Raw genomic sequence first — 21,447 nt, forward strand, 5'->3', positions numbered from 1 at the left:
GGCCTCCACGGCCGGGCTTTTTTGTTTCCGTGCAAAGTCCTTGCCAAATCAGCCGGGCTTTTTCGGCAGTTCGATCTCTGCCAGGCCCATGCACATCTTCACGCCCTTCTGGTTCTGCATCAAGTGCTTCACCTGCACGAGATGGCGCCCTTCCCCATCGATCATCTTGTCGACCACTTCGGCAGTCTGGATAGTCACATCACCGGCAAGTGCAGGCCCGCGGTAATTCGCGGTCGAATGGACCACCATGCCCCATTCGCCTGCCCATCCCGCAAGATAGTCCGTAACCCAAGCGCCCATCGATGCTCCGTAGCCATAGGCACGGGGCATGCCGATCTTACGGGCATACTTCGGGAACAGATGCCCCCGCGATGGACCGTAGTAGGCGCCATCCGTCAGTTCCGGGTTGATACGCTCCATAACGGGGTCGTTTTCATGCCCCGCCATCTCCTTGGTAAAGCCAAGCGCTTCAAGATCGATCGTTCGCCGATCCAGCGTCCCCCACACGGTAAACAGGTAGGAACGCCATTCGGTGGTAAAGCTGGCAACCGTATGCGGCCCAAAGACGCGCTCCGGGAGTTGGTTTCCGATCGCGACATCATCCCACCACCGTTCACCATGGCCCAGATCATGCAGCATCCGGATCCAGCCGAACTTGCGCTCTTCCAGCGCTTCGATCTCTGCATCGGTCCACTCCGGCTCGTCGAACTCGGAAGTGTCCACGCGCGCTCCGCCTGCCGCTGCACGGTAACGGATCGCGGTAGAACGCTGCTTCGCGATCAATTCGCCATGCTGATTGCGGTAGAAGTTGTCTCCCCGCTGGAAGCAGGTGGGGCCAAATCCGGTGTCCTTGACCGAATAGTCATATGGGATGCGTTCGTTGGTGATCGTATCGCCACCGAATACGCGCGGACCGTAATGCCAGAACTCATCGCCACCAAACAGCAAGTGGGACTCCGCAATTCCCCCCATGCACGAAGACGACGTGCCGTGGCTATCGTCCATCACAATCGGGAAGCTTTGCGGCGCAACCAGCTTTCCCCAACGGCTGGCGGCAGCGAACGCCGGATCGTAGTGGGCAAGATTGGGATAATGCATCGCCTGCACCCAGCGACGTATATCGTTGTTTCCCAACGGCTCACGGATCGGCGAGCTATCGATGACAGTGCCAAGATACTGGTCGATGTCCGAACAATCGAACGTTGCTTCCGCGCTTTCAGCCATAGCGATGCTCCTTCTCCACTGCAGTCCGTTAATAGACAGTGGTGTCTATTTCAGGCTCACCCTCAGGTCACGCCCGGCACCGGTGGAAACGCTGGGGCGGTATGGCCAAGCACTCTCGACAGTATCGTCCGCAGGCTTTATGCACTGATTTAATCGATCGATTAAACGGAGATGAGATGCCCACGCCCGCGTTGTTCCAGTCGCTGCGCCTGCCTGTCATCGCCGCTCCGATGTTCATCGTGTCGAATCCGGAACTGGTGATTGCACAAGTACGAAGCGGGATCGTCGGCAGCTTTCCCGCACTCAACGCGCGGCCGGTGAGCCAACTGGATGAATGGCTCCACCGGATCACCGAGGAGACGCAAGCGTTCAGCGCACCCTTCGCGGTCAATCTGATCGTCCACCGCACCAACACACGGCTGGGCGAAGACCTTGCGATGCTGGAAAAGTGGAGGGCGCCCCTTGTCATCACATCGCTCGGTGCGAACCCGGAAGTGAACGCGGCTGTTCATGGCTGGGGCGGCGTGGTGCTGCATGACGTGATCGACAACATGTTCGCCCGCAAAGCCATCGAGAAAGGCGCTGATGGGCTGATCGCCGTTGCCGCAGGTGCAGGCGGGCACGCCGGGCCACAATCACCCTTTGCCTTGATGCAGGAAATTCGCGAGTGGTTCGATGGACCGGTCGCATTGTCCGGCGCAATCGCCACAGGCCAGTCTATTCTGGCAGCACAAGCTATGGGCGCGGACTTCGCTTACATCGGCACACCCTGGATCGCGACAAAGGAAGCCAACGCCGCCACCGACTACAAACAGGCGATTGTCGACGGACATGCTTCGGATATCGTGAATTCCAATCTCTTCACAGGCGTGCACGGCAATTACCTTCGGCCTTCCATCGTCGCGGCAGGCATGGACCCGGACAACCTTCCCCAAGGCAACAAGACCCAGATGGACTTCGGCTCAGGCGGGAATACCGCAGCAAAGGCCTGGAAGGACATCTGGGGAGCAGGGCAAGGCATCGGGGCGATCAAGTCTGTCGGCAGCGTGGCCGAGCACGTTGAGGCGCTGGCGGCGCAGTATCAGTTTGCAAAGGCAGAACTGCGCCGCCGGGCCGGGCTGGAGTGAAGCGTTGGCGCGGCGACGATATCCGTCGCACCCCACAGCGCATCAGCCATCGCATCAAGCTCATCAAATTCGGTGAAAGAGCCACCGGATCACGACGATTGAGCTTCAGTCTGCGCCTCTGACCATCCAGCAAATATCGCCGCAATGCTCGCTGCAAGAGATCAAGCCGCATATGCGCCTGAATGGCTGCAGCCTGCGGATCTTTGCACTGCGTAGCCGCCCAGGTCCGCTCGATCTGCCCCACACGTGCCGCCACCAATTCACTGTACAGCCGATGCGGCCCGCGGTGCATCGGCAATCCCATACGCATTGCTGAAAGTTCTTCGCAAGGGAGCAGCAGCCCATTCTCGCGAAAGTCTTCAAAACGATGGCGGTTACCACCGATCGTTCTCAACATTCTTGAGAATGCGACATCTCCAAGCAATTGGCGCGGTAGCAGGTGGTGGCGCTGCAGGCCGGGATCATACCCTGGAGCATCCCTGCGGTTGACTGCGCGAAACGCAAGGTATCGCCGAAATACGCTCAGCCGTCATTCTCACGCCACAGGAGCACCAGCCTGCCTATTTGTGACGGTTCCGCAAGCAGGGTTTGTCCGCCTGCATCGATCTTCATCGGTGCATCGATTCGGCCCCGGCGCACAAGCTGGTCAATAACACGCATCGCGATCTTGACGCTGTCGGCCGCGCTTTCTCCCCGGAGCCCCTGAAGTTGGATTTCCTGACCCATAAAATGAGTGAGGCCACGGCTCGTAACGCTGCCGTCTTCCGCGCGAACCAAGCCAGTCAACCCAAGGGCGGGAAACGGACCACCTCCAAGCCAGTTCAGCACGGAGCGGCAGAAGTACGCAGGCTCCATGCGGGTTTGAGCCGGCCCCCAACCCACTGCAAGAACCGGCAATTCGAGCACAAGGTTTGCAGCCAGGTTCATCATCGTGCGCAAGATGGGTACCAACCCTGCCCCTGAAACAATGTGGCCGGACGGAACCAGTTCCACCACCTCAAATGCTTCGGGCATTGCCGCATCCGTGAAGCCGAAGCTCTGGGCAGCATCCATCATCCGCCCCCCTTCCCCCGGGCGCAAACCGATCAAATCGAAAGTCAGGCCACTGGCCAGTAGTTCCAACCACCCCGCTTCGCCCGCTGGACGATGACTGATCTGGGCGGACAAGGGAGTGTTATCGACACCATCGATCAAGCTTGCGATTGCGTCCGTATCAGGCCGATCGCCGGGCGCGAAGAACAGGTATAGGCCGCTTGGCAGGGAACTCCCTGGTGTCACAGGCTGAACAGGCATCATTTCCAACGAAGCATCGATTCCATTGGGCACCGCGCGCATCCCCCTCAGAAAATCCCCAAACGCAGCCCTTCGGCCATAGCCGCCCCCAGATCCCGACAAGTATCCAGCCCGGCCTTCTGCACCTTTTTCTCGGCAAGGATAGCCTCCGGAGACTGTGCCCCGAGATTGACGATCACCGGTTCCGCCACGCGCCTCAATCGCCATCCGGTCACAATGCGATCAATCTGGGCCAGGGCCCCGTGACCGTCTGATCCGGCAGCAATCGCAGTAACATAGGGTCGCCCCTCGATCCGGCCGAGCGCCGGGTAATAGCACCTGTCGAACATCTCTTTCATCATGCCCGTCATGGAGCCAAGATTCTCGGGACAGACGAAGGCATAACCGGCTGAACCGAGAAAATCTTCGGGAGATGCCTCCGTTGCGGCGATAAGACGCGACTTGCCAGCCGCTGCGTCATGCATGGCTTCAGCCATCAACTGTGCTGCACCGGTTCGGCTGTGCCAGAAAATGGCCATCACAGGATCGGCATGTCCTGCAACCGTCACACATCAGACTCCATTTCGGCCCAGAGCATAATACCGATTTTACTCACCCATAATTGACCGGAAACTGCCCGATTGATGACGATCCGCAAACCCATCGAAACGCACCTGACGACGATATTTATGAACAATATGGCGCGCGGCAAGTAAATTCAAATTTTATACTATGCCCGCCCTCAGAACGGCTGACGCCTCTCCCATCTGAAAAATGGAGCAGCCAAGTTCGGCGCGCCACTTCCCGCCGGACGATGCGTGCGGTAACGGCAGTGCCATGGAATCACGATCCGCCTGTGTCTTCGGGATCGACCGTTCACTGTCAGGCAAAGCCTGGCGCTGGCGCGGCGGCAACATGGACCTCTCCGACCGCGTCGGCAGCGGCCCGGCCGGTCTCGAAGATGACATCGTCACGCAGCTCCTGCTCTCACGCGGCGTCCCCCGCGAGGATCTGGAGCGCCACCGCAATCCCAGCCTACGCGCGTTCCTGCCCGACCCTTCGGCGTTCCGCGACATGGACGCGGCAGCGGAGCGGCTGGCTCAGGCCGTGATGACTGACGAGACTGTGACGATCTATGGCGACTATGATGTCGATGGAGCGACCAGCGCCGCCCTTCTGATCCTGTTGCTCCGCGCTCTGGGTCATCAGGCCCGCTACTATATCCCCGATCGCCTGCTCGAAGGCTATGGCCCTTCCGGCGAGGCTCTGGTCCGCATCGCCGCAGAAGGGTCCAGCCTGATCGTAACGGTCGATTGTGGTGCCATGGCGCATGAAGCGCTCGATATGGCCCATCAAGCCGGTGTCGATGTGATCGTCGTCGACCATCACAAGTGCTCACCCACGCTTCCACGCGCTTCTGCACTGGTAAACCCCAATCGCCTTGATGAAGACGATCTGGCAGCTTCACATGGACACCTTGCGGCGGTCGGTGTGGCTTTCCTGCTTGCCGTGGCAACAGTGCGCACACTTCGCAAGCGCGGCTATTTCGAAAGCCGCCGCGAACCTGACCTATTCGCGTTGCTCGATCTGGTCGCGCTGGGAACTGTAGCGGACGTCGCCGCCCTGCATGGCCTCAACCGCGCTCTGGTAGCACAGGGCCTCAAAGTCATGGCCAGACGCGACAATATCGGCATGGCCGCTCTGATCGACGCCAGCCGGCTTGGCCGCGCACCTACCTGCAGCGATCTTGGCTTCGCACTGGGCCCCCGCATCAACGCCGGAGGTCGAGTGGGGGAATCGACGCTTGGCGTCCGCCTTCTCACGACAACCGATCCAGAGGAAGCGCGCGATATCGCCGCCCAGCTTTCACGCCTGAATGATGAACGCCGCGCCATCGAGCAGGCCGTGCAGGAAATGGCGGAAGCGGAGATTGAACGCCAGCACAACCGGTCCGTCCTCGTCTGCGCGGGCGAAGGTTGGCACCCCGGTGTCATCGGAATCGTTGCCGGACGCCTCAAGGAAAAGACCGGAAAGCCGGCGCTAGTCATCGCGCTGGGCGCCGACGATGCCGGAAACGGCAAAGGTTCCGGACGCTCCATCCCCGGCGTAGACCTTGGCGCAGCGATCATTGCAGCGCGGGAAGCAGGCCTGCTTGAAGCCGGGGGCGGACATGCCATGGCCTGCGGTCTTACGATCGCGCCCGACAAGCTGGAAGCCCTATCTGAATGGCTTGATGAACGGCTCGCCGCGGATATCTCCGCTGCGAGCGCAAATCGGCACATGCTTCTGGACCTTGCGCTTACTCCGGGGGGGCTAGTCCCCTCGCTCGTGGAAACGCTGGAAAGCGCAGGGCCATATGGCATGGGCTGGCCCGGCCCTCGCGTGGCCGTCGGCCCTGTGCGCATCGTCAAAGCTGACGTCGTAGGCGCTGATCATCTACGTCTGATCGTATCGGGCCCTGACGGCGGCCGTTTCAAGGCCATGGCGTTTCGCGCTGCCGAAACGGACATGGGGCAGGCTTTGCTTCATGCCGCGCAGGGTCGTAAACTGTGGCTGGCAGGCCGTGCCAAGATCGACGACTGGGGAAGCCGCCCTGCCGCCGAGCTACACCTTGATGACGCTGCATTCTACGACTGAAAAGAAAGGTTCAAAAAAGTTTGGAGATAAGGGTTGACCACCCTCGGACCCACCGCTAGAGGGCCGGTCCTGCCTCCGGCGCAACCCGGTTTGGCCCCTTCGTCTAGCGGTCTAGGACGCGGCCCTTTCACGGCTGAAACACGGGTTCGATTCCCGTAGGGGTCACCATCGGTGCTTCGCAGGAAGCGTTTGAAAATGGCCTAATGGCCCCTTCGTCTAGCGGTCTAGGACGCGGCCCTTTCACGGCTGAAACACGGGTTCGATTCCCGTAGGGGTCACCATTTTGACAACCGATAAACCATCGCAAGATGGTGCCAACATGGCCCCTTCGTCTAGCGGTCTAGGACGCGGCCCTCTCACGGCTGAAACACGGGTTCGATTCCCGTAGGGGTCACCATCGGTTACTAGCGGCACCATCTGGCTGCTCCCCGCGCGCTGCATTTACGACTTCCTATCGACAGGAAGCGTGCGTTACCGCTTGTGCTCTCCGGTCACCCAAACAAGTCAGGCAGTGCTTCAAGCGCAAAGCCGGTCTTGCCTAGTTCACGCATAGCTTCAGCAGCGGCTCGCTCAAGCCCGATCGCCTTCAGGAAGTGAGTGTGCGCCGCGCCGCGATCTCCTTTAAGGACATACAAGCGGCCGATCTGAAGGTTCGCATCCCTGTCATCCGGGCGCAGGGCAAGCGCCTTGAGGAAAGCAGCCTCGCTTCGCTCCAGACAGCCGGCTTCCTTGGAACAGTTTCCAAGCTGTACGAGGTAAGCGAACGCGTTTGGCTCGACACAAAGTCCTGCTTCGTAAGCGCTGGCAGCATCGTTCCACCACGCCCTATCGCGAAAACTGTCACCCTTACGAAAATGCTTCATAGCCACCGGGGACAAGACCTTGGTATCGACCACCCTCGATACGCGCTTAGGCCACGATAGCCGGCGGCGAGGCTGCGGCGGCGGCGTGTCGGGCAACATGGCAAGGCTTTGCCTTTGATTTCTGATCGTAACGCCACGGAACAGGAAGTTGCAGTTCCCGCTGACTTTCAAACCGATCCGGAATTCCATGATCGTATGCTCAAGGCCAACGGGAAATAAAAGGCGCAACCCTCCTTCGCTCCGAATCTGGACTACAGTGACCGCGCGGCTTGCTACAGGCTCTTCACCCTCGGCAGCGGCCTCCAGTTCCAAGACCACACCGGGATCACCGGATTGCTCGGCTTCAATTTCAAAATCGACCGAGAAGAAGCCTCTGGGAAAACGGGCATATGGCCCATAAATCAGATGGATACGTCCCGGCGCTTGCTGCGCTGCAAACGTAATACCCTCCTCCAAGCGCTTGCCATTTGGCGACATGAACTCCCGGTGCGATATCGACACGAAATCATCCCGAGACTTTTGATCCGGCAGACCGGCCAGCCCATGATCCGAAGTCAGCATCGCCTCATAGGATTCAACATCGTAGAGCGTTACATAGTTTTCGCCGAATTCCCGAGGGATCTGTTCAAAACCGGGCTCAGGCCAATACCCATGTCTCACCTCGTCATTGACACGAGATCGCACGATCTCTGCATCCTCAAGGGCGTTGGCATCCGGGCACGCAGCATTCCCGGTCCAGTGCCCGCGCGCACCGTCAAGCGCCGCCGCAAGCTGATCCATGATCACCTGCCGCGTATAAGTCCTGAGTATGCTCGCCTGTATCGACAGCACGCGCGCTCTGACAGCTTCGTCGTCAATCAGCCGGACCATCGCGGCCGCCCGCACATAGTCGAGTTCATCAAGTGCGAATGGGTGCACCTGCATAAGTTCGCTCAGAGCCGTGCGCCTGAGGCAGATCACCGGCACACCAAGTCTCATCGCCTCGAACACCGGCATCCCGAAACCTTCATGCTCGGACAGGCAGATGAAGAGATCAGCGGCAAGGTAGGCTGTGTGAAGTTCCTCGTTACTGACTTCCCCCTCGAACCGAACTTCCACACCGAGATCGCCGGCCATCCGTTGCAGCCGGCCTTTCAGACCCGATGACGGGTCATCCCGCCCCAGGAACGAAACTATGAGATCGCGACGCAGTGCCGTCTTCAGATAGCCTGCAAGCTCGATTACATGGGCATGCCCCTTGTGGGCAACCACGCGACTGACGAACAGCAACCGCAGGGGGCGCACCTTACCCTCGCCGGCAAGCGCATCGCTTTGCAGCACCGGCACAGTATCTCTTTCAGATTCAAGGAATTTGCTGCCGGGGAAGATGACAGCCCCTGTGTCAGCCCGCCCTCCGACTGCGCGCAGCTGGTCGAGCGTAAAATTCGAATTCACCCAGAAACGCAGGTGGGTATTTCCCGCAAAATTGACGATCGTGCGAAACCCACGAACCGTTCGCTCGACCGAGCGGCGATGGCTGGCGCCATAGAACCACGGCGGGGTATTATTGTGCCAGCGGACTACGACTTCCCGGCCCGCATTCATGATGTATTCGTCGAAAGCGGGCCATCCATCGCAATAATGATACAGGATTGTCGCTGATGGGTTCTGGTCCACATAGACCCAGAAATTACCCATCGGCTGCACAGGCACATCCGCGTGAAGATTTGCATCAAACCTCTCACAGAATATGTCGACCTGGTCGCGTCCAAACATCTCGGAAAGGAGACCCCATTCGAATACTGCATCGTACCCGATAGAATCGCTTTTTTCGACAAGACCTTGGACAACTATTGCAATGCGCCGCCCCACCATGACTAACGTCAGGCTCCAAGCCGCGTAAAAATCATCACACGATGATCATAGCCGAACAGTTTGGAATGCTCTTCCGCTGCGAACCGTTCCGATGCCGCCTCGTCAAATCGTGCACCCGTAAGCGCCACGACCAAATCCACCCACCACGAAAAGGGCTGGAAAGTCAGGTGCGTGGGTTCATTGGGGTCGAAGGTCTCCCCATTTTCGTAAGTCGCGGGCACAATCAGAAGGTCGCGGCGGGTGGCCTGCCACAAATTGTTGATCGCGAAGGGCAGACGCTCCGGCAGGACATGTTCGACAACGTCGTAACTGACAACAAGGTCATATTGCTTGCGCAAAAGTTGCTGAGAGAAATCGGCCTGCACCACGCGAGGCGTTTCAGCATAACGAACTGCCCAGTCAGAGATGTCGACACCATGCGCATCGACGCCCAGTTCAGCCAGTCGTTTAACGCCGTGACCAACAGCACAGCCGACATCGAGGCAATCAAGCGGCCGGAAAAAACGGAACAGTGTCTCAGCAAGCATCGTAGTCGGGCCAAGGGAAGCCTCTGCATACCCGCTATAGTTGCTGGTTTCCCGGTCACCCTGAAAATAGGCTTCAGTGTAGAGGTGGCGCGTTCCTTCAGCAGAATTACTCATTCCCTCGGCACCAGACATATTCATCACCCCTTCAATATCGCATGAAATCAAACTGGCTATTTTACAGAATTTCCAACGGCGATGATGGAGAATGCCGCACTTGACACACTATTTATAAATTTCTGAAGATCTGCTCCGGGAGCATTTGAGACATAGATCACATCGCGATCATGGACGACGAAGTCCTGCGCCAGAAACAAGCTGGAAGCATCGGACATGTCTAGTCGGTAGATTACCGGAATACGGTCATCAGCGGTGCGCCTGGCATCCGCGATGCTTGTGGAATCGAGCGCATCGGGCGCCTCGAGACGAAAGACGAATACCCCCCGCACATTTGCCCGTTCGTCGCGCAGCCCCCCGATACGACCGAGCGCCTGTGCCAGGCTCAACCCGCCGCCCTCAAAGGGAACTTCGGCGTTCTGCCCCACCGCGCCAAGCGCGATAAAGCTGTACGGCTGAAACATCACCGTCAGGACATCGTCGGGTTGCAGAATGATGTTCTGCGAAGGATCGCGGATCACGGCTTCCAAAGGCATCGCAGTCGTGCGCATTCCGCGCGACAACTGGATTGTTACCTTACCCACCGGCTGACGCGCGCCCCCCGCGGAAGCCAGCGCATCAAGCAATCGCTCACCCCGAGCAGTAAGCGGTATCCGACGCGAAGCTCCGACCTCTCCCATGACCGTTGCGGTACGCGCTTCATTCTGAACGAGGCGCACGACAGCTTGCGGATCATGCGCACGCCCCTTGAGCCGTGAGACTATCGCCCGCTCAACCTGTTGAGGGGTAAGTCCTATTACCGGCAGTTGTCCGACGAAAGGTATCGATACGGTGCCTTCTTCGCCCACGACTTGCTGAGGGATGGCAGCGCTTTGCGTGACGGTGGAACTGGAGCCAAGATTGGTTGCGCCGAACAATACGGCAGGGGGCGCTTCCCAAACGGCGATGTCCAACGCGTCTCCGCTGCCTATCACGGTGCCGACCGGAGAGCCTTTTCCAAAGACATCTGCAAAGCGCGTGGCCTGCGCAACGCGCGTGGTGCGACGCACCGCAGCATCGTCAAGCTGGACCACTCGGATATCCTGACCGCTATAACCCTCCCCCTCGCTACGCGTAACAGATCCTGCCGATGGGCCGGAACTTCCCAGCGAAGAGCAGGCGCCAAGCATGGCCAACGCCGCGATCGCCATACTCGCACTGAACACATTCGTGCCCCGGCGACCCTGTGCGCCGTCCGCTGGACAAGGAAGATACGCAAGCATTAGAGGAACCTCTGGTAAACATCGGCCAATCGCGCACGGTACGCGGCCGGGGAAAAGCGTTGCGCCTGAACCTGTCCTCGCAAGGACAACTCTTTGCGCAAATCCGCATCGGCAAGAATTCTGCGCATGCCGGCGGCGATTGCATCGCTATCGTAAGGGTCAACCATCAAGGCCGCCTCCCCGGCGACTTCGGGCAGAGATGCGGTATTGGAACAAAGTACCGGCGTGCCCAGCAGCATGGCCTCCAGCGCCGGAAGCCCGAAACCTTCATACAGCGAGGGAAAGATCGCTGCGCGGGCTCCGCGAATGAGGCTGACCAGCACGCTGAACGGGGCGTACGGCAAGCGAATGATGCCTTTGCGTCCGCCCTGCCCCTTTGCATCCAGAACGCCGGACGTCCCTTCGTTGAGGAGTTGAAGCTCTTTCTTTGATTTCCAGGCCTGCGCTCCGACAATCACCAGGGGTATGTCGGCCTTGCTGGCGAGATAGGCCTCGATCATGCGGCCGATGTTCTTCTTCGGCTCGATAGAGCCCCAGAACAGCACATAGTCCTTGTAGCCCACCTCGGCGAAGCCTTCGACCTCGCGCGCGACCTGCTCTTCCGGCTTGTCTTTCAGATGATCCGGGATGCTGACGGACTGATAGGTGTTCGTGATCCGTTCAGGCGCGATACCGGCAATTTCGACCAGATCACGCTTCGAACATTCGGACACCGTGACGAAGTGGTCTGCAGTGCGATCAAGCTTGCGAATCAGCTTGAGATAGGCCCGCTTGTTGTCCAGCGTCGTGTATGGAAGGCGCAGCGGAACGATATCATGAAGGGTGTAGATGTTCGGCCGGCGGGGAACTTTCAGCGCCAACGGATACGTCCAGTGGGCAAGGTCCGGTTGCTGCGGCAGGTCGACGCTCGACAAGCCACCCCACGCATGAAAAGCACTTTGAGAGCGCCGAAACAGGTCGGGCGCGTTCCATATGCTGTCGTAGTGTGGAAGTTTAGACACGAAGGCACTCGTCACGACTTTCCCGGACATCGGGATGTCGACGGCCTTGTGCCGCCTTGGCCCCCTGGCGCCGGATGCAATGCGTTGGAGCTTGTCGACCAGGCCCTTTCCCTCATCCTGATAAGTGTCGAAAAACGATATCTCGCGCAGCAGCTTGTCGCGCGAAGAACTTGATCCGTTGCCATAGAGGACCGACACCTCATGGCCCAGATTACCGATCTCAAGACTGAGGTTGCGGGCATAAGTTGCTACCCCTGTGCCCTTTTCCAGCCCGAGATTGTATCCATCGATCAATATACGGGTCATCTTGGATATCCCGCGCTGCCTGCCTTGCGCACCACAATGCCGAACGAGGTTGTCGTCCATTGCTCGATGCGGAGCTTAAGGTGGTTGTCCAAGGCATACGGCGGCAGATCCACGTGCTTGTCCAAAGGCAGGTCGCCCAGTTCGAAATTGAACAGCACTTCGCACCCGCGCGCCTTCAACCTTTGCCCCAGTTCCACGAAATCGCGCTTGCGGAACAGCACGGTGGATGCATTGTCGAGGGTGTCGCGATTGGACGAGCAGTTGAACTCGGTCGTATGAACGGCAAGCCCGCCGGGCTTGAGCGTATCGACGGAACGTTCCACGAAAGTCAGGCCCGCCGCGATTGAACCAAGGTGCTCGAAGGCACAAGCCGACCAGCAGAAGTCGAACTGTCCGTCCAGCATCGGATCGATCGCGTTCATGTCCATGAAACGGAAATCGACCAGTCGATCGAACACATCGGGAGGGCATAGCCCGCGTTGGTTGAGGGCCTCCTTGCCCGCGGCATGCTGCGCCGTATCCACCCACCCCTCGTCCATGGCGCGGTCAGGCTCCAGGTCAGTACCCAGAACTGAAACTCCGCGCGCCGCAAAGAGCGCAGCAAGCGGCTCACTCCCAACACCGAAGCCCAGGCCACGAAGTCCCGGTGCCAGCATTCCGTAGCGCGCAAGAACCTGCAGGATATAACAGAATTCCCACTGCTTGCGGTGAGTACGGGGAACTTCTCCGATCTGCTCACACCAGTAGGCATAGGCCGGATCCTCGAACTGCGCCTGCGTACAGGCTTGCGAAATGGGGGCCTGAAGGCTGGGCTGTCCCCGACCAATCTGCGCAGAGCGAAAATGTCGTAAAAGGGTATGGATCACGCTGTCGGAACCTCGACATTCGGCCAACCCGGCGGAGGTTTCCACCCGATCAGCTCTTTGAAATCGGCGTAGGCGATTTCAAAATCATCGTAGAGAACAAGCTTGCCACCATGCAGGACAGCGAAGCGGTTGCAGTTGTCGCGGATGTAGGCTGCGTCGTGGGAGATGATGACCATCGCCCTGTCGCCCCGCTTTCCGAACAATTCATGATTGCATCGCGCGTGGAATCGTTCGTCCCCCACCGCGCCGACTTCGTCGATCAGGAAGCAGTCGAATTCGATGATCATCGAAATCGCAAAAGCGAGACGGGCGCGCATACCCGACGAGTAGGTTCGCACCGGTTCGCGCAGATAGGCGCCCAGTTCCGAAAAATCCTCGACGAAGGCCAGATTGCGATGGAAGTCCTGATCGTAGACGCGGCTAATGAAGCGCACATTGTCCACGCCGGTCAGCATATATTGAAATGCGCCACCAAAGGCGAGCGGCCAGGAAACCGACATAGTGCGTTCTATCCGCCCTGAAGTCGGCCGTTCCGCTCCGCTGATCAGGCGAACCATCGTTGACTTTCCGGCACCATTCCGGCCAAGCACGCCCAGTCGCTCTCCCATGTGCAGTTCAAAACCCACGCCATCGAGCACCAGATTGCTGCCAAATCGCGTGTGATAGACCTTGCGGACATCGGTAAGTCGGATCATTCCGGCACCACCCTCGCCGCAACCCAGCGCACGATCATCAAGGCGACGAAACTCAGCACAAGGCTGAAGGGAATGACGTAGCCCAGATCGTAATGGGCGTGCGCGCGATTGCCGAAGTAGCCTTCGCGAACCATCTCAACCCCGTGGACCATCGGAATGTAGAGGACGATGTCCTGCGCTGCCTTTGGCAGCGCATCGACCATGAAGGCCGATCCCGACAGCGGAAAGATCAGGTACGAAGCCGGATGCCACAGCTTATCAACCAGTTCACTCTCGTGCGACAATGCCCCCAGAGCAATCGCCAGCGCCGAACCGAACCATGCGATCACCAGCCAGCCGGCAACCACTTTCATGATATCCTGCGGCGGTTCGAGCCAGCCAATACTGATGAACAACAGGCTGAGCGTGGCGAACGATATCGTTGCTCCGCCGAACTCCAGAATAAGGCGTGCAAGGTATATATCGAGTACTTTGATGTTCCGGTGATACATCAGCGACAGGTTGCTCCAAAGCGCACCGATGCAACGACCGGGCATGTTGCGCCACAGCAGGACGCTGGAATAACCCGTAAGCGCGAAAGCAACGATCGGCAGGTCGCTGCCGTGGACCGATTTCGTCGCGGTCCACAGCGCAGTCACGCCCAGTGTGAATATCATCGGCTCCACAAACAGCCACAGGAAGCCGATGTTATGCCGCCCGTATCGTGTCAGCATCTCCCGGACGAGCAACGCGCCCAGAACGCGGCACTGAACCCTGAAACTGCTGTAAAGCGAGGGCTGCTTCTGGAAGGTGCTGGCCATCAGTCGCGATGCTCGCGGATGCCTACGAGCAGCGTCGAAAGCACACCCCAAGCCAGCAGGCCAAGGATCAGCGTCGCCAGAATACCACCGATACGACGCGGTTCGATCGCGTAGTCCGGCAGGTTGGGGGCCGCGATACGCTCAATGTATGCGCGCTTGCGCCGGGCTTCTCCGCGCGCATCTTCAAGCGATGCCAGCGCGGTTGCAAGCTGTTTGCCGGCAAGCTGCGCGTCGAGTTCCAGTTCCTGAAAACGCGCCGTTGCGGCAGACAAGGATCGGGCCCCGCCGGCCACACCCGACGTCTGGCTGTCGATTTCCTTCTGAAGCTCGCGAAGCTGGGTTCGCAGGTACGGAATCTGCGATGCCAGCGGCGTATAGGCTTCCATCTGCTGCAACTGGGTTCTGGTGGAAATCAGCTGATCCTGCAACTTGGAGATCATCTGGAGGCGCACTGTTGCCTCTTTCTCCGGATCGATCACCCCCGCACGATTGCGATAATTGGCAAGGTCCACTGCGGCCTGCCTTGCCCGTGCCTGCGCCCCGCGCACCTCTCGTTCCGCGATGGTCACGGAATCCGTGCGGGCTCGTTCCGACAGCCGGTTCACAAGCGCTTCGGAGCGTTCGAGCAGCCGTTCGTTGATATCGTGGGCCTGCTTTGCGCTATAGGCGCGCACGGTCAGGCGCATCACCTGCGTCGTCGTCTCATTCTCGATCGCTACCCTGTTGAGGTAGTAGTCATAGAAATGCTCACGGCTACTGCGGCCAAAGCTGCCGAAGCGATCCAGCCAGAAGATCGAGCCTGCCGTATACGCGCGGGTGAGAAGCCTGTCGTTATCGGCATCCTGCAACGCGCGGTGCGATTCCAGATATTCCAGAACCGCGTTGCTTTCCTCGGTGCCTGCCGACAGGCCACCACCGCTTAGCACCAACCCCAGCGGTGAGATGTTGCTCTTGCTCGGGCTGCGCACGACGAAGCGCGATTCTGACACGTAGACGTCGCTCGCAAAGACGCCGAAGTACAGAATTGCTGCCAGCGTTGGGATCACGACTGCAAGGATGAAGATCGGACCCAGCGCCTTCAGGCGAGCAAGCACGGTGGATGTCATGGTTCTGGAAGACTCGGAAGTGTCGATGCCGTCAGGCAAGGCAGCGCTTTCGATGGCACCGCGAAAGTTGGGATGATCCATCGATGGGCTACTCAATGCTCAGGAATGGAAGGTTCGCGGACATCGGCAGCCTATCGGAGTGGTTTGCACGCTCAGGCAGAGGATGCTTGCGTTCGCTCAATGTCGGCAGCCAGTCTTCGATCTTGAAGAAATGGTCGTTCCACGAGGTCGGCCGAAATTGCCTTGCGCGATCAAGCTGACGGATGTGTTCCGGATGCTCAGGGCCGAAATGCTCGATCAGGGCCTCCCATGCGGCCTCGTCGGATGGCGGAAGGAGGGTTGGAATGCCCTGCCCGATTTCCCGAAAACACGGCAGATCGGTTGCAATTACCGGCGTGCCAAGCTGTATCGCTTCAACCATCGGCAAACCGAAACCTTCACACAGCGTCGGCATGAGCAAGGCTCTCGCACCCTTTACAAGCCTTCCCATCTCTTCATCGCCACACCGGTCGAGCACGGTGACGTGGCCATGTAACTGCGGGCTCGAAATCAGCATGTCTCGCAGGCGCTGCGAGCCGACGCCCCACTGCCCCACGATCAGCAGTCGTGGGCTTTGCGCCCCATTCCGCTCAATCAGCCGCCGCCAGATGTTCACCAAAAGCGCATGATTTTTGCGACTTTCGATAGTGCCTACGCAAAGAAAGTAAGGCCTGCCTTCGGTGCTGGCACGCGGCTTCGGGTACATTCGTTCGCCCGCCAGGGAGGCGACGACCATGGGCGGCACCGGCAACGCATTTTTTTGTGCAAACGCTTCGAGATCGTCGGCAACCGCGCCGGTGCTAACAATAACTCCGCACGCATTGCGCAACGCGCCGATGACGCGCCCTGTGTGCCGACGAACCGCGTGCTCACGGCAATGATGAGCGTGGGTTATGGGGATCAGGTCATGGACCATGTAGACCGGCCGCAGATCTGCACCACGGACCCACTTGGCATGACTTTTCAGATCGAAATCCGTGTGGCCGACATTCAGATAGATGCCGCCATGACAAAGCCTGGGCAGCCCCGGTTTCAGAAGGCTGCGTAACGCAAGAAAAGCCAGTCTGCCGCGAGAACCTTCGCCCTCGTCACCCAGAAGCTGGAAGAGCGCATCTGAGTTGCGTCGGTCCAAAACCCGGACAATCCCCCTATGTTGGATTACTGCGTATGCTCGCGCCGCAAAACGGCGCAAGTATGCATAGCAAACCCGATCGATCCCCGTCGGCAAGCGGCGCGTCCAACTGCGAGCAACAAGACGCGTAACATCAAGCAGGATGGCGGACTCGCTCACGTGCCAGCCTTACATGAACTGCGATGCAGGGGCGCCGACCAGCAGGTCACGGAAGCCTGCGCGCCCATGCACGGGCCGATAGACTTCGGGCAATTCCGTCTCGACCATAGCCTCTGCCAGCCTATGCATTTGGGCATCGTCGACATCGATCCACCAGGCATCACCGATATCCATGGTTTGTGCACGGCCTCTATCAGCGAGCCACTGCATGCCGTCTGACAACGTGCCCGGAAGCCCTGAAGAGATCGCTTCGGAAATTGCAGCCGCCAGTTCACGAGTAGCCAAAAATGCGCCGCAGTCGACCGCGTCGAAATCGGTCAAGGACTTCCCGATGGCACGGATGCGCCCCGACCGCGAAGTGCGAACCCATGTCGCATCATCGGGATCCACCAACGGACTGTCTACGCGCCGGTCGATAGCCAGCGTCACACCGCGAGACGCCCCTCCCTGCCGGACCAACTCCGTCAGGATTGGGCGGGAAAAGATGTGGTCAGCCATCATTAAAAGATAGTCCGCTTCTATTGCCTCGGCCCCTGCCAGGACTGACCAGCCGTTCGGCCTGGACCAGTCCGCCACCCGCCGCGCCTCCACTGTTACGCTGCACTTTTGCGCCAGAGCGGGCAGCACGGCCTCTACCTGCTCGGCCTCATGGCCGGTTACGACCACAACCCGCTCCACACCGGCCGCGATGGCCTGCCGAATACCGAGTTCCAGCAACGTAATACCTGCAATCGACGTCAACGGCTTGGACGTGCCGAGCGAACGCAACCTGCTTCCATAACCCGCAGCAAGGATCAGCGCCTCGTGCGGTGCTCTGGCAGCGGAAGGCGTCCCCCCGGCGGACACCGGGTTTGTCACCCGGCAACCCGCAAGGCATCCGCCAGATAGCTATCAAGCATCCGCATCGCGGTTTCGTCCGGGAACTGCTTGGGCGGATGCTTGCAGAAGTAGGCCGATGGCGCTGTGAGCGCACCGCATTCGCCACGCTCCAGCGCCACCTTGGCGCAGCGGATCGCATCCATGACGCATGCAGCCGCATTCGGACTGTCCTCTACCGAAAGACGAAGCTCCAGATTGACCGGAACATCACCCCATTGCGACCCTTCGATCCGCAGGAAGCAGATCTTGTTGTCTTTTTGCCAGGGCACATATTCCGAGGGACCGATAAGAATGTTCTCATCTTCAAGCCGCTGAGCCAGCGCAGCCTGCACGGCCTCTGTCTTGGATTCCTTCTTGCTGGACAGCCGCTGACGGTCGAGCATGTTCATGAAGTCTGTGTTGCCGCCCGTGTTCAACTGGTACGTTCGCTCGGTCGTTACACCGCGCACCGTGAAGAGGCTGGACAGCGCACGATGAACGATCGTGGCACCCACTTGCGCCTTGATATCGTCACCCACGATAGGCAGGCGCTTTTCCCTGAACCGCGCTTCCCAAATCGGATCGCTGGCGATGAATACGGGTATGCAGTTCACCACTGCAACGCCGGCTTCCAAAGCGCATTCCATGTAGAATTCAGTCGCCTTCTGGGAGCCAACCGGAAGGAAGTTGACCAGTATATCCGCCTGCGTGGCAATAAGCGCGTCAACAATCTGGGCCTTGGTTGCTTCCGGTTCCTCCGAAACGATGAATCCGCGCTCACCGGCGGTGACCATGTGGTCGGCGACCCCATCCAGTACCACGCCCTTGATCACTTTTGCGCCAGTGCTCGGCACATCCGCGCAGAATACTTTCGTGTTGTTCGGAGCGGCGAAGATTGCCTCCGCTATGTCCAGACCAACCTTGCGCGCATCGACGTCGACACCCAGGACGAATTCGACATCTCCGGCGCCGTACCCTCCGATGCGTTCATGGATAAGTCCGCGACCAGACCCGGTCCTGCCATAGTGCGCGACCCCCTGGACCAGCGAACTGGCGCAGTTACCCAGACCGATGATCGCAACCCTGATAGATGGCATTGCTACTTCGTCTCCAAAAACTGATTCAGAATCTTCGGCGATTGCTTCGAAATTACTCAAAAGTGCCGCCATCAAGCGCATCCAAGTAGAAAATACGCCTGAAATACATCATTAGCCTACCCTGCCGCCCCCACGAGGGGTCGATCGAATTTCGATGCAATCATTCGAGGCAAGGTTCACTCCTGCACTAATGAAATCAAATATATATTTATTGATACAATCAGATTTTCAATAAGCATAAATACATAGCGACACATCTCGCAAACGCCTGCAAAGCGAATTCGATCTCATGATATTTTCGTAATGACTTGCACCGAACATCGCTCGATGCTTACTGCAGAGACGGAACGGATTGATCGCAGCCTTGAAAATTATTTGCGGCCACCGCATCGCGGATGCTCCGCCGCCATGCGATCGAGATAATGGGGCTCAAATGACAACTGTTTGCATCGACTGCCGCTATCTTGGGGCACGCCCCAGTGGCATCGGCGAAGTCGTGCGTGGCCTGATCGATCACCTGCCGTCAATGGCACCTGACCTGCGATTTCTCCTATTGCGCAATCCCGCCCATTCGGGACCGCTCAGCACGTCGTCGAATGTCGAAGAAAGAGCCGCACCTCAGGCTGCCAACGGACCTGCAACGATGTGGTGGCTGTCAAAGGTGGTGCGAATGGACGACGTCGATCTCTTCCATGCGCCATCCAACATCATGCCCGCAGGTTTGGGAATGCCTTGCGTCACGACTGTTCACGATGTGATGTGGCTCACGCATCCGCAATGGTGCCGTACCGGGCTACGGGGCGCCGTTGAGCGTGGTTTCTATCGCCACGGGATCGGCCGTGCACTGCGAAGCGCGGCCGTCATCGCGACGGTGAGCAAGGCCACCGCCGATGCCATTGCAGCTATCATGCCGCAGGCCGCAGCACGCACGACAGTGACGTTGTCGGGTGTTTCCTCGCGTTTTCACCCAGTTACGCCAGCCGAGCAAACGCTTAAGGCACTGGGGATAAACCCGAAGAGGCGCTTCGTACTGACTGTTGGGCAGTATGCGCCTTACAAGAATCATGAAGGGGTGGTGCGGGCCTTTGCGCTGGCGTTTGGTGACAGGTCCGATGTCGATCTGGTCATGGTCCAGCGGATGGGAGATGGTGCGCGTAAGCTGTTGAATATAGCTGATAGTCTTGGATTGAATGGCCGCGTCATCCTGCTTTCGACCGTGCCGGAACAGGCTTTGGTGGAGCTGTATTCGGCGGCATTGGCGCTGCTGCATCCTTCGCTTTGCGAAGGCTTCGGAAATCCGCTGGCCGAGGCAATGGCCTGCGGATGCCCGGTCGTGACCAGCGATATTTCGGCCATGCCGGAAGTTGTCGGCGGCTCTGCCAGACTGGCAAATCCCTATGATTATCAAGAAATTGCAGCGCAACTTAAAGCCGTGATCGAGGCCCCCGCCGAAACCGCGCGGCTGCGTGAAAAGGGGCTGCAACGCGCTGCGCAACTGACCTGGCGCGCCTTTGCGGCGGCCAATCTTGCCATTTACCGACGTGTACTCAACGGGGACACAACGGCACCTAAACGCACCACAGCGCGCCTCGAACGTGCGATGGACACAAGCAGCACGCCATTCAGCATCACCGCTTCGTAGAGGAAATAATAGAGCGGCGAACCCGCCAGCATCGACACACCCAGCATCAGCGTGCGGTAATTCGCTCCGAGCAGCCGAGGAGGAAGCAAGACGCCCGCCATGCCCCGCACCACCGATTCCATGCCGCGCCGCCCCGAACCGACCCCGCCCGCCGCTTCCCCTGACCGATCCTGCAAGGCGCTGTCGATGGCGGCCGCATCGGGAACAAGCCATCCGGCGAGGGCCACGTAGGCCCGGCTCAAAACGCCGGACACTTGCGCCCCGCCCGTTTGCTCCGCGCCCGATCCGGACGACTGGCGCAACCATGGCACGCCGTAGGCCCACCATTGATATTGCCTGCGCAGGGCCTCGTAATGGTTGGCCTGCACAATCCGGCTGAACCCTGCGCCCAGCGTGGCCACCCATGCCACCGGACCGATCGCCTGCTGCAGATGGAAGCCGAGGACAAGGTACAGCACCACATGGCTTGCATAATCGCAAATGCCGTCGACGATTTCACCCTTGGGTCCGCTTCGGCCCGTCAGCCGGGCAAGATCGCCGTCGGCTCCGTCCACTACATGCCAGCTCATGTGAATCAGCAGACCCAGCAGCGCCGCGAACGGCGCGAACGGCTGAACATAGACCACTGCCGCCGCGACCACGAGAAACGCCCCGGCAACCGAAACCATGTTCGGCGTTACCGCCGTATGCGACAGCAGCAGCGCCAGCCGCCGCGCCAGCGGGTGATAAAGCCTGCGGTTCAAAGCATCCTGCAATTCGCGGGGGCGTTCAGGCAGAACGGCGCTTCGCCCGCTTCCCACCTTCGCTTTGGCTGCATTAATATCCATCGACATGTGCGCCCGTCTGCTGAACCGTGAGTCGAAGGA

19 protein-coding genes and 3 tRNA genes are annotated in these 21,447 nt (G+C 59.2%); 6 read left to right on the forward strand and 16 right to left on the reverse strand.

Translation table 11 applies throughout. The annotated features are described in order from the left end of the window. Positions 1 to 48: 48 nt before the first annotated feature. Positions 49 to 1,224 carry an FAS1-like dehydratase domain-containing protein gene (locus tag A8V01_RS10230; RefSeq protein WP_103095736.1) on the reverse strand — a complete coding sequence of 392 codons (1,176 nt, stop codon included), beginning with the start codon at positions 1,222 to 1,224 and terminating at the stop codon, positions 49 to 51. Between the two features lie 176 nt (positions 1,225 to 1,400). On the opposite strand from A8V01_RS10230, the gene A8V01_RS10235 reads away from it, so the two are divergent. After that, positions 1,401 to 2,351 carry an NAD(P)H-dependent flavin oxidoreductase gene (locus A8V01_RS10235; protein WP_103095737.1) on the forward strand — a complete coding sequence of 317 codons (951 nt, stop codon included), beginning with the start codon at positions 1,401 to 1,403 and terminating at the stop codon, positions 2,349 to 2,351. Here A8V01_RS10235 and A8V01_RS10240 read toward each other — a convergent pair. From A8V01_RS10240 to A8V01_RS10250, 3 genes are read right to left on the reverse strand one after another with little or no spacing between them, the layout of a single operon-like run. Then, positions 2,254 to 2,877 carry an AHH domain-containing protein gene (locus A8V01_RS10240; protein ID WP_342747372.1) on the reverse strand — a complete coding sequence of 208 codons (624 nt, stop codon included), beginning with the start codon at positions 2,875 to 2,877 and terminating at the stop codon, positions 2,254 to 2,256. The genes A8V01_RS10235 and A8V01_RS10240 overlap by 98 nt on opposite strands. Further along, complete coding sequence (locus A8V01_RS10245; protein ID WP_245892411.1) at positions 2,874 to 3,686, reverse strand: hypothetical protein; 813 nt, start codon at positions 3,684 to 3,686, stop codon at positions 2,874 to 2,876. Before A8V01_RS10245 ends, A8V01_RS10240 begins: the two co-directional genes overlap by 4 nt. A 5-nt stretch (positions 3,687 to 3,691) precedes the next feature. After that, positions 3,692 to 4,120: a flavodoxin family protein gene (locus A8V01_RS10250; RefSeq protein WP_103095738.1), complete on the reverse strand. Its 429-nt coding sequence runs from the start codon at positions 4,118 to 4,120 to the stop codon at positions 3,692 to 3,694. Positions 4,121 to 4,460: 340 nt separating this feature from the next. Here A8V01_RS10250 and recJ point away from each other — a divergent pair, with 340 nt between their 5' ends. The 4 genes from recJ to A8V01_RS10270 all read left to right on the forward strand — a co-directional run bounded on the left by recJ (position 4,461) and on the right by A8V01_RS10270 (position 6,657). Then, positions 4,461 to 6,260, forward strand: a complete 1,800-nt coding sequence (recJ, locus tag A8V01_RS10255; protein ID WP_103095739.1) for a single-stranded-DNA-specific exonuclease RecJ — start codon at positions 4,461 to 4,463, stop codon at positions 6,258 to 6,260. 92 nt (positions 6,261 to 6,352) lie between these two features. Then, positions 6,353 to 6,428: transfer RNA gene (locus tag A8V01_RS10260), tRNA-Glu, on the forward strand. Between the two features lie 37 nt (positions 6,429 to 6,465). Then, positions 6,466 to 6,541 (forward strand) — tRNA-Glu (locus A8V01_RS10265). Positions 6,542 to 6,581: 40 nt separating this feature from the next. Then, a tRNA-Glu gene (locus tag A8V01_RS10270) sits at positions 6,582 to 6,657 on the forward strand. 94 nt (positions 6,658 to 6,751) lie between these two features. Here the strand turns inward: A8V01_RS10270 and A8V01_RS10275 are convergent. The 11 genes from A8V01_RS10275 to A8V01_RS10325 all read right to left on the reverse strand — a co-directional run bounded on the left by A8V01_RS10275 (position 6,752) and on the right by A8V01_RS10325 (position 18,939). Continuing rightward, the gene (locus A8V01_RS10275) at positions 6,752 to 8,977 is read right to left on the reverse strand and encodes a glycosyltransferase family 4 protein (protein ID WP_245892412.1); all 2,226 of its coding nucleotides are present in this window, start codon (positions 8,975 to 8,977) and stop codon (positions 6,752 to 6,754) included. An 8-nt stretch (positions 8,978 to 8,985) separates the two neighbouring features. Beyond that, positions 8,986 to 9,636 carry a class I SAM-dependent methyltransferase gene (locus A8V01_RS10280; RefSeq protein ID WP_146037230.1) on the reverse strand — a complete coding sequence of 217 codons (651 nt, stop codon included), beginning with the start codon at positions 9,634 to 9,636 and terminating at the stop codon, positions 8,986 to 8,988. Positions 9,637 to 9,674: 38 nt separating this feature from the next. Continuing rightward, positions 9,675 to 10,691, reverse strand: a complete 1,017-nt coding sequence (locus A8V01_RS10285; protein ID WP_245892413.1) for a polysaccharide biosynthesis/export family protein — start codon at positions 10,689 to 10,691, stop codon at positions 9,675 to 9,677. Positions 10,692 to 10,879: 188 nt separating this feature from the next. Continuing rightward, positions 10,880 to 12,187, reverse strand: coding sequence for a glycosyltransferase family 4 protein (locus A8V01_RS10290; RefSeq protein ID WP_211294996.1), 1,308 nt, complete (start codon positions 12,185 to 12,187; stop codon positions 10,880 to 10,882). Beyond that, the gene (locus A8V01_RS10295) at positions 12,184 to 13,053 is read right to left on the reverse strand and encodes an SAM-dependent methyltransferase (RefSeq protein ID WP_146037231.1); all 870 of its coding nucleotides are present in this window, start codon (positions 13,051 to 13,053) and stop codon (positions 12,184 to 12,186) included. Before A8V01_RS10295 ends, A8V01_RS10290 begins: the two co-directional genes overlap by 4 nt. Beyond that, positions 13,050 to 13,748 (reverse strand): ABC transporter ATP-binding protein, encoded by a 699-nt coding sequence (locus tag A8V01_RS10300; protein WP_103095742.1) that lies wholly within the window; start codon positions 13,746 to 13,748, stop codon positions 13,050 to 13,052. The genes A8V01_RS10295 and A8V01_RS10300 overlap by 4 nt, the downstream gene beginning before the upstream one ends. Beyond that, entirely contained in the window at positions 13,745 to 14,548 is an 804-nt protein-coding gene (locus A8V01_RS10305; protein ID WP_103095743.1) for an ABC transporter permease, read from the reverse strand. Before A8V01_RS10305 ends, A8V01_RS10300 begins: the two co-directional genes overlap by 4 nt. Next, positions 14,548 to 15,735, reverse strand: coding sequence for a KpsE/RkpR family capsule polysaccharide export protein (locus A8V01_RS10310; RefSeq protein WP_245892414.1), 1,188 nt, complete (start codon positions 15,733 to 15,735; stop codon positions 14,548 to 14,550). The genes A8V01_RS10305 and A8V01_RS10310 overlap by 1 nt, the downstream gene beginning before the upstream one ends. A gap of 7 nt (positions 15,736 to 15,742) precedes the next feature. Next, positions 15,743 to 16,825, reverse strand: a complete 1,083-nt coding sequence (locus A8V01_RS10315) for a glycosyltransferase family 4 protein (protein WP_103095744.1) — start codon at positions 16,823 to 16,825, stop codon at positions 15,743 to 15,745. A 168-nt stretch (positions 16,826 to 16,993) separates the two neighbouring features. Next, positions 16,994 to 17,842 (reverse strand): phosphocholine cytidylyltransferase family protein, encoded by an 849-nt coding sequence (locus tag A8V01_RS10320; protein ID WP_342747371.1) that lies wholly within the window; start codon positions 17,840 to 17,842, stop codon positions 16,994 to 16,996. After that, the gene (locus A8V01_RS10325) at positions 17,839 to 18,939 is read right to left on the reverse strand and encodes an inositol-3-phosphate synthase (RefSeq protein ID WP_103095824.1); all 1,101 of its coding nucleotides are present in this window, start codon (positions 18,937 to 18,939) and stop codon (positions 17,839 to 17,841) included. The genes A8V01_RS10320 and A8V01_RS10325 overlap by 4 nt, the downstream gene beginning before the upstream one ends. Positions 18,940 to 19,291: 352 nt before the next feature. Here A8V01_RS10325 and A8V01_RS10330 point away from each other — a divergent pair, with 352 nt between their 5' ends. After that, a complete protein-coding gene (locus A8V01_RS10330) occupies positions 19,292 to 20,581 on the forward strand; it encodes a glycosyltransferase family 4 protein (RefSeq protein ID WP_146037232.1) in 1,290 nt (429 codons plus the stop codon). Here the strand turns inward: A8V01_RS10330 and A8V01_RS10335 are convergent. After that, on the reverse strand, positions 20,473 to 21,408 hold the full coding sequence (locus tag A8V01_RS10335) for a CDP-alcohol phosphatidyltransferase family protein (protein ID WP_103095825.1): 936 nt from the start codon (positions 21,406 to 21,408) through the stop codon (positions 20,473 to 20,475). The two genes, A8V01_RS10330 and A8V01_RS10335, sit on opposite strands and share 109 nt — an antisense overlap. Positions 21,409 to 21,447 lie beyond the last annotated feature (39 nt).

Origin of the sequence: Novosphingobium guangzhouense, from assembly GCF_002896965.1 — a bacterium.
In the GTDB taxonomy this organism is placed as follows: Bacteria; Pseudomonadota; Alphaproteobacteria; order Sphingomonadales; family Sphingomonadaceae; genus Novosphingobium; species Novosphingobium guangzhouense.

Excerpts from the sequence above, each read along its gene's own strand:
- A8V01_RS10300 (WP_103095742.1), bottom strand. The coding sequence starts at position 13,748 with ATGATCCGACTTACCGATGTCCGCAAGGTCTATCACACGCGATTTGGC.
- A8V01_RS10275 (WP_245892412.1), bottom strand. The coding sequence starts at position 8,977 with ATGGTGGGGCGGCGCATTGCAATAGTTGTCCAAGGTCTTGTCGAAAAA.
- A8V01_RS10310 (WP_245892414.1), bottom strand. The coding sequence starts at position 15,735 with ATGGATCATCCCAACTTTCGCGGTGCCATCGAAAGCGCTGCCTTGCCT.
- A8V01_RS10230 (WP_103095736.1), bottom strand. The coding sequence starts at position 1,224 with ATGGCTGAAAGCGCGGAAGCAACGTTCGATTGTTCGGACATCGACCAG.
- A8V01_RS10305 (WP_103095743.1), bottom strand. The coding sequence starts at position 14,548 with ATGGCCAGCACCTTCCAGAAGCAGCCCTCGCTTTACAGCAGTTTCAGG.
- A8V01_RS10290 (WP_211294996.1), bottom strand. The coding sequence starts at position 12,187 with ATGACCCGTATATTGATCGATGGATACAATCTCGGGCTGGAAAAGGGC.
- A8V01_RS10250 (WP_103095738.1), bottom strand. The coding sequence starts at position 4,120 with ATGGCTGAAGCCATGCATGACGCAGCGGCTGGCAAGTCGCGTCTTATC.
- A8V01_RS10235 (WP_103095737.1), top strand. The coding sequence starts at position 1,401 with ATGCCCACGCCCGCGTTGTTCCAGTCGCTGCGCCTGCCTGTCATCGCC.
- recJ (WP_103095739.1), top strand. The coding sequence starts at position 4,461 with ATGGAATCACGATCCGCCTGTGTCTTCGGGATCGACCGTTCACTGTCA.
- A8V01_RS10245 (WP_245892411.1), bottom strand. The coding sequence starts at position 3,686 with ATGCGCGCGGTGCCCAATGGAATCGATGCTTCGTTGGAAATGATGCCT.
- A8V01_RS10335 (WP_103095825.1), bottom strand. The coding sequence starts at position 21,408 with ATGGATATTAATGCAGCCAAAGCGAAGGTGGGAAGCGGGCGAAGCGCC.
- A8V01_RS10280 (WP_146037230.1), bottom strand. The coding sequence starts at position 9,636 with ATGTCTGGTGCCGAGGGAATGAGTAATTCTGCTGAAGGAACGCGCCAC.
- A8V01_RS10325 (WP_103095824.1), bottom strand. The coding sequence starts at position 18,939 with ATGCCATCTATCAGGGTTGCGATCATCGGTCTGGGTAACTGCGCCAGT.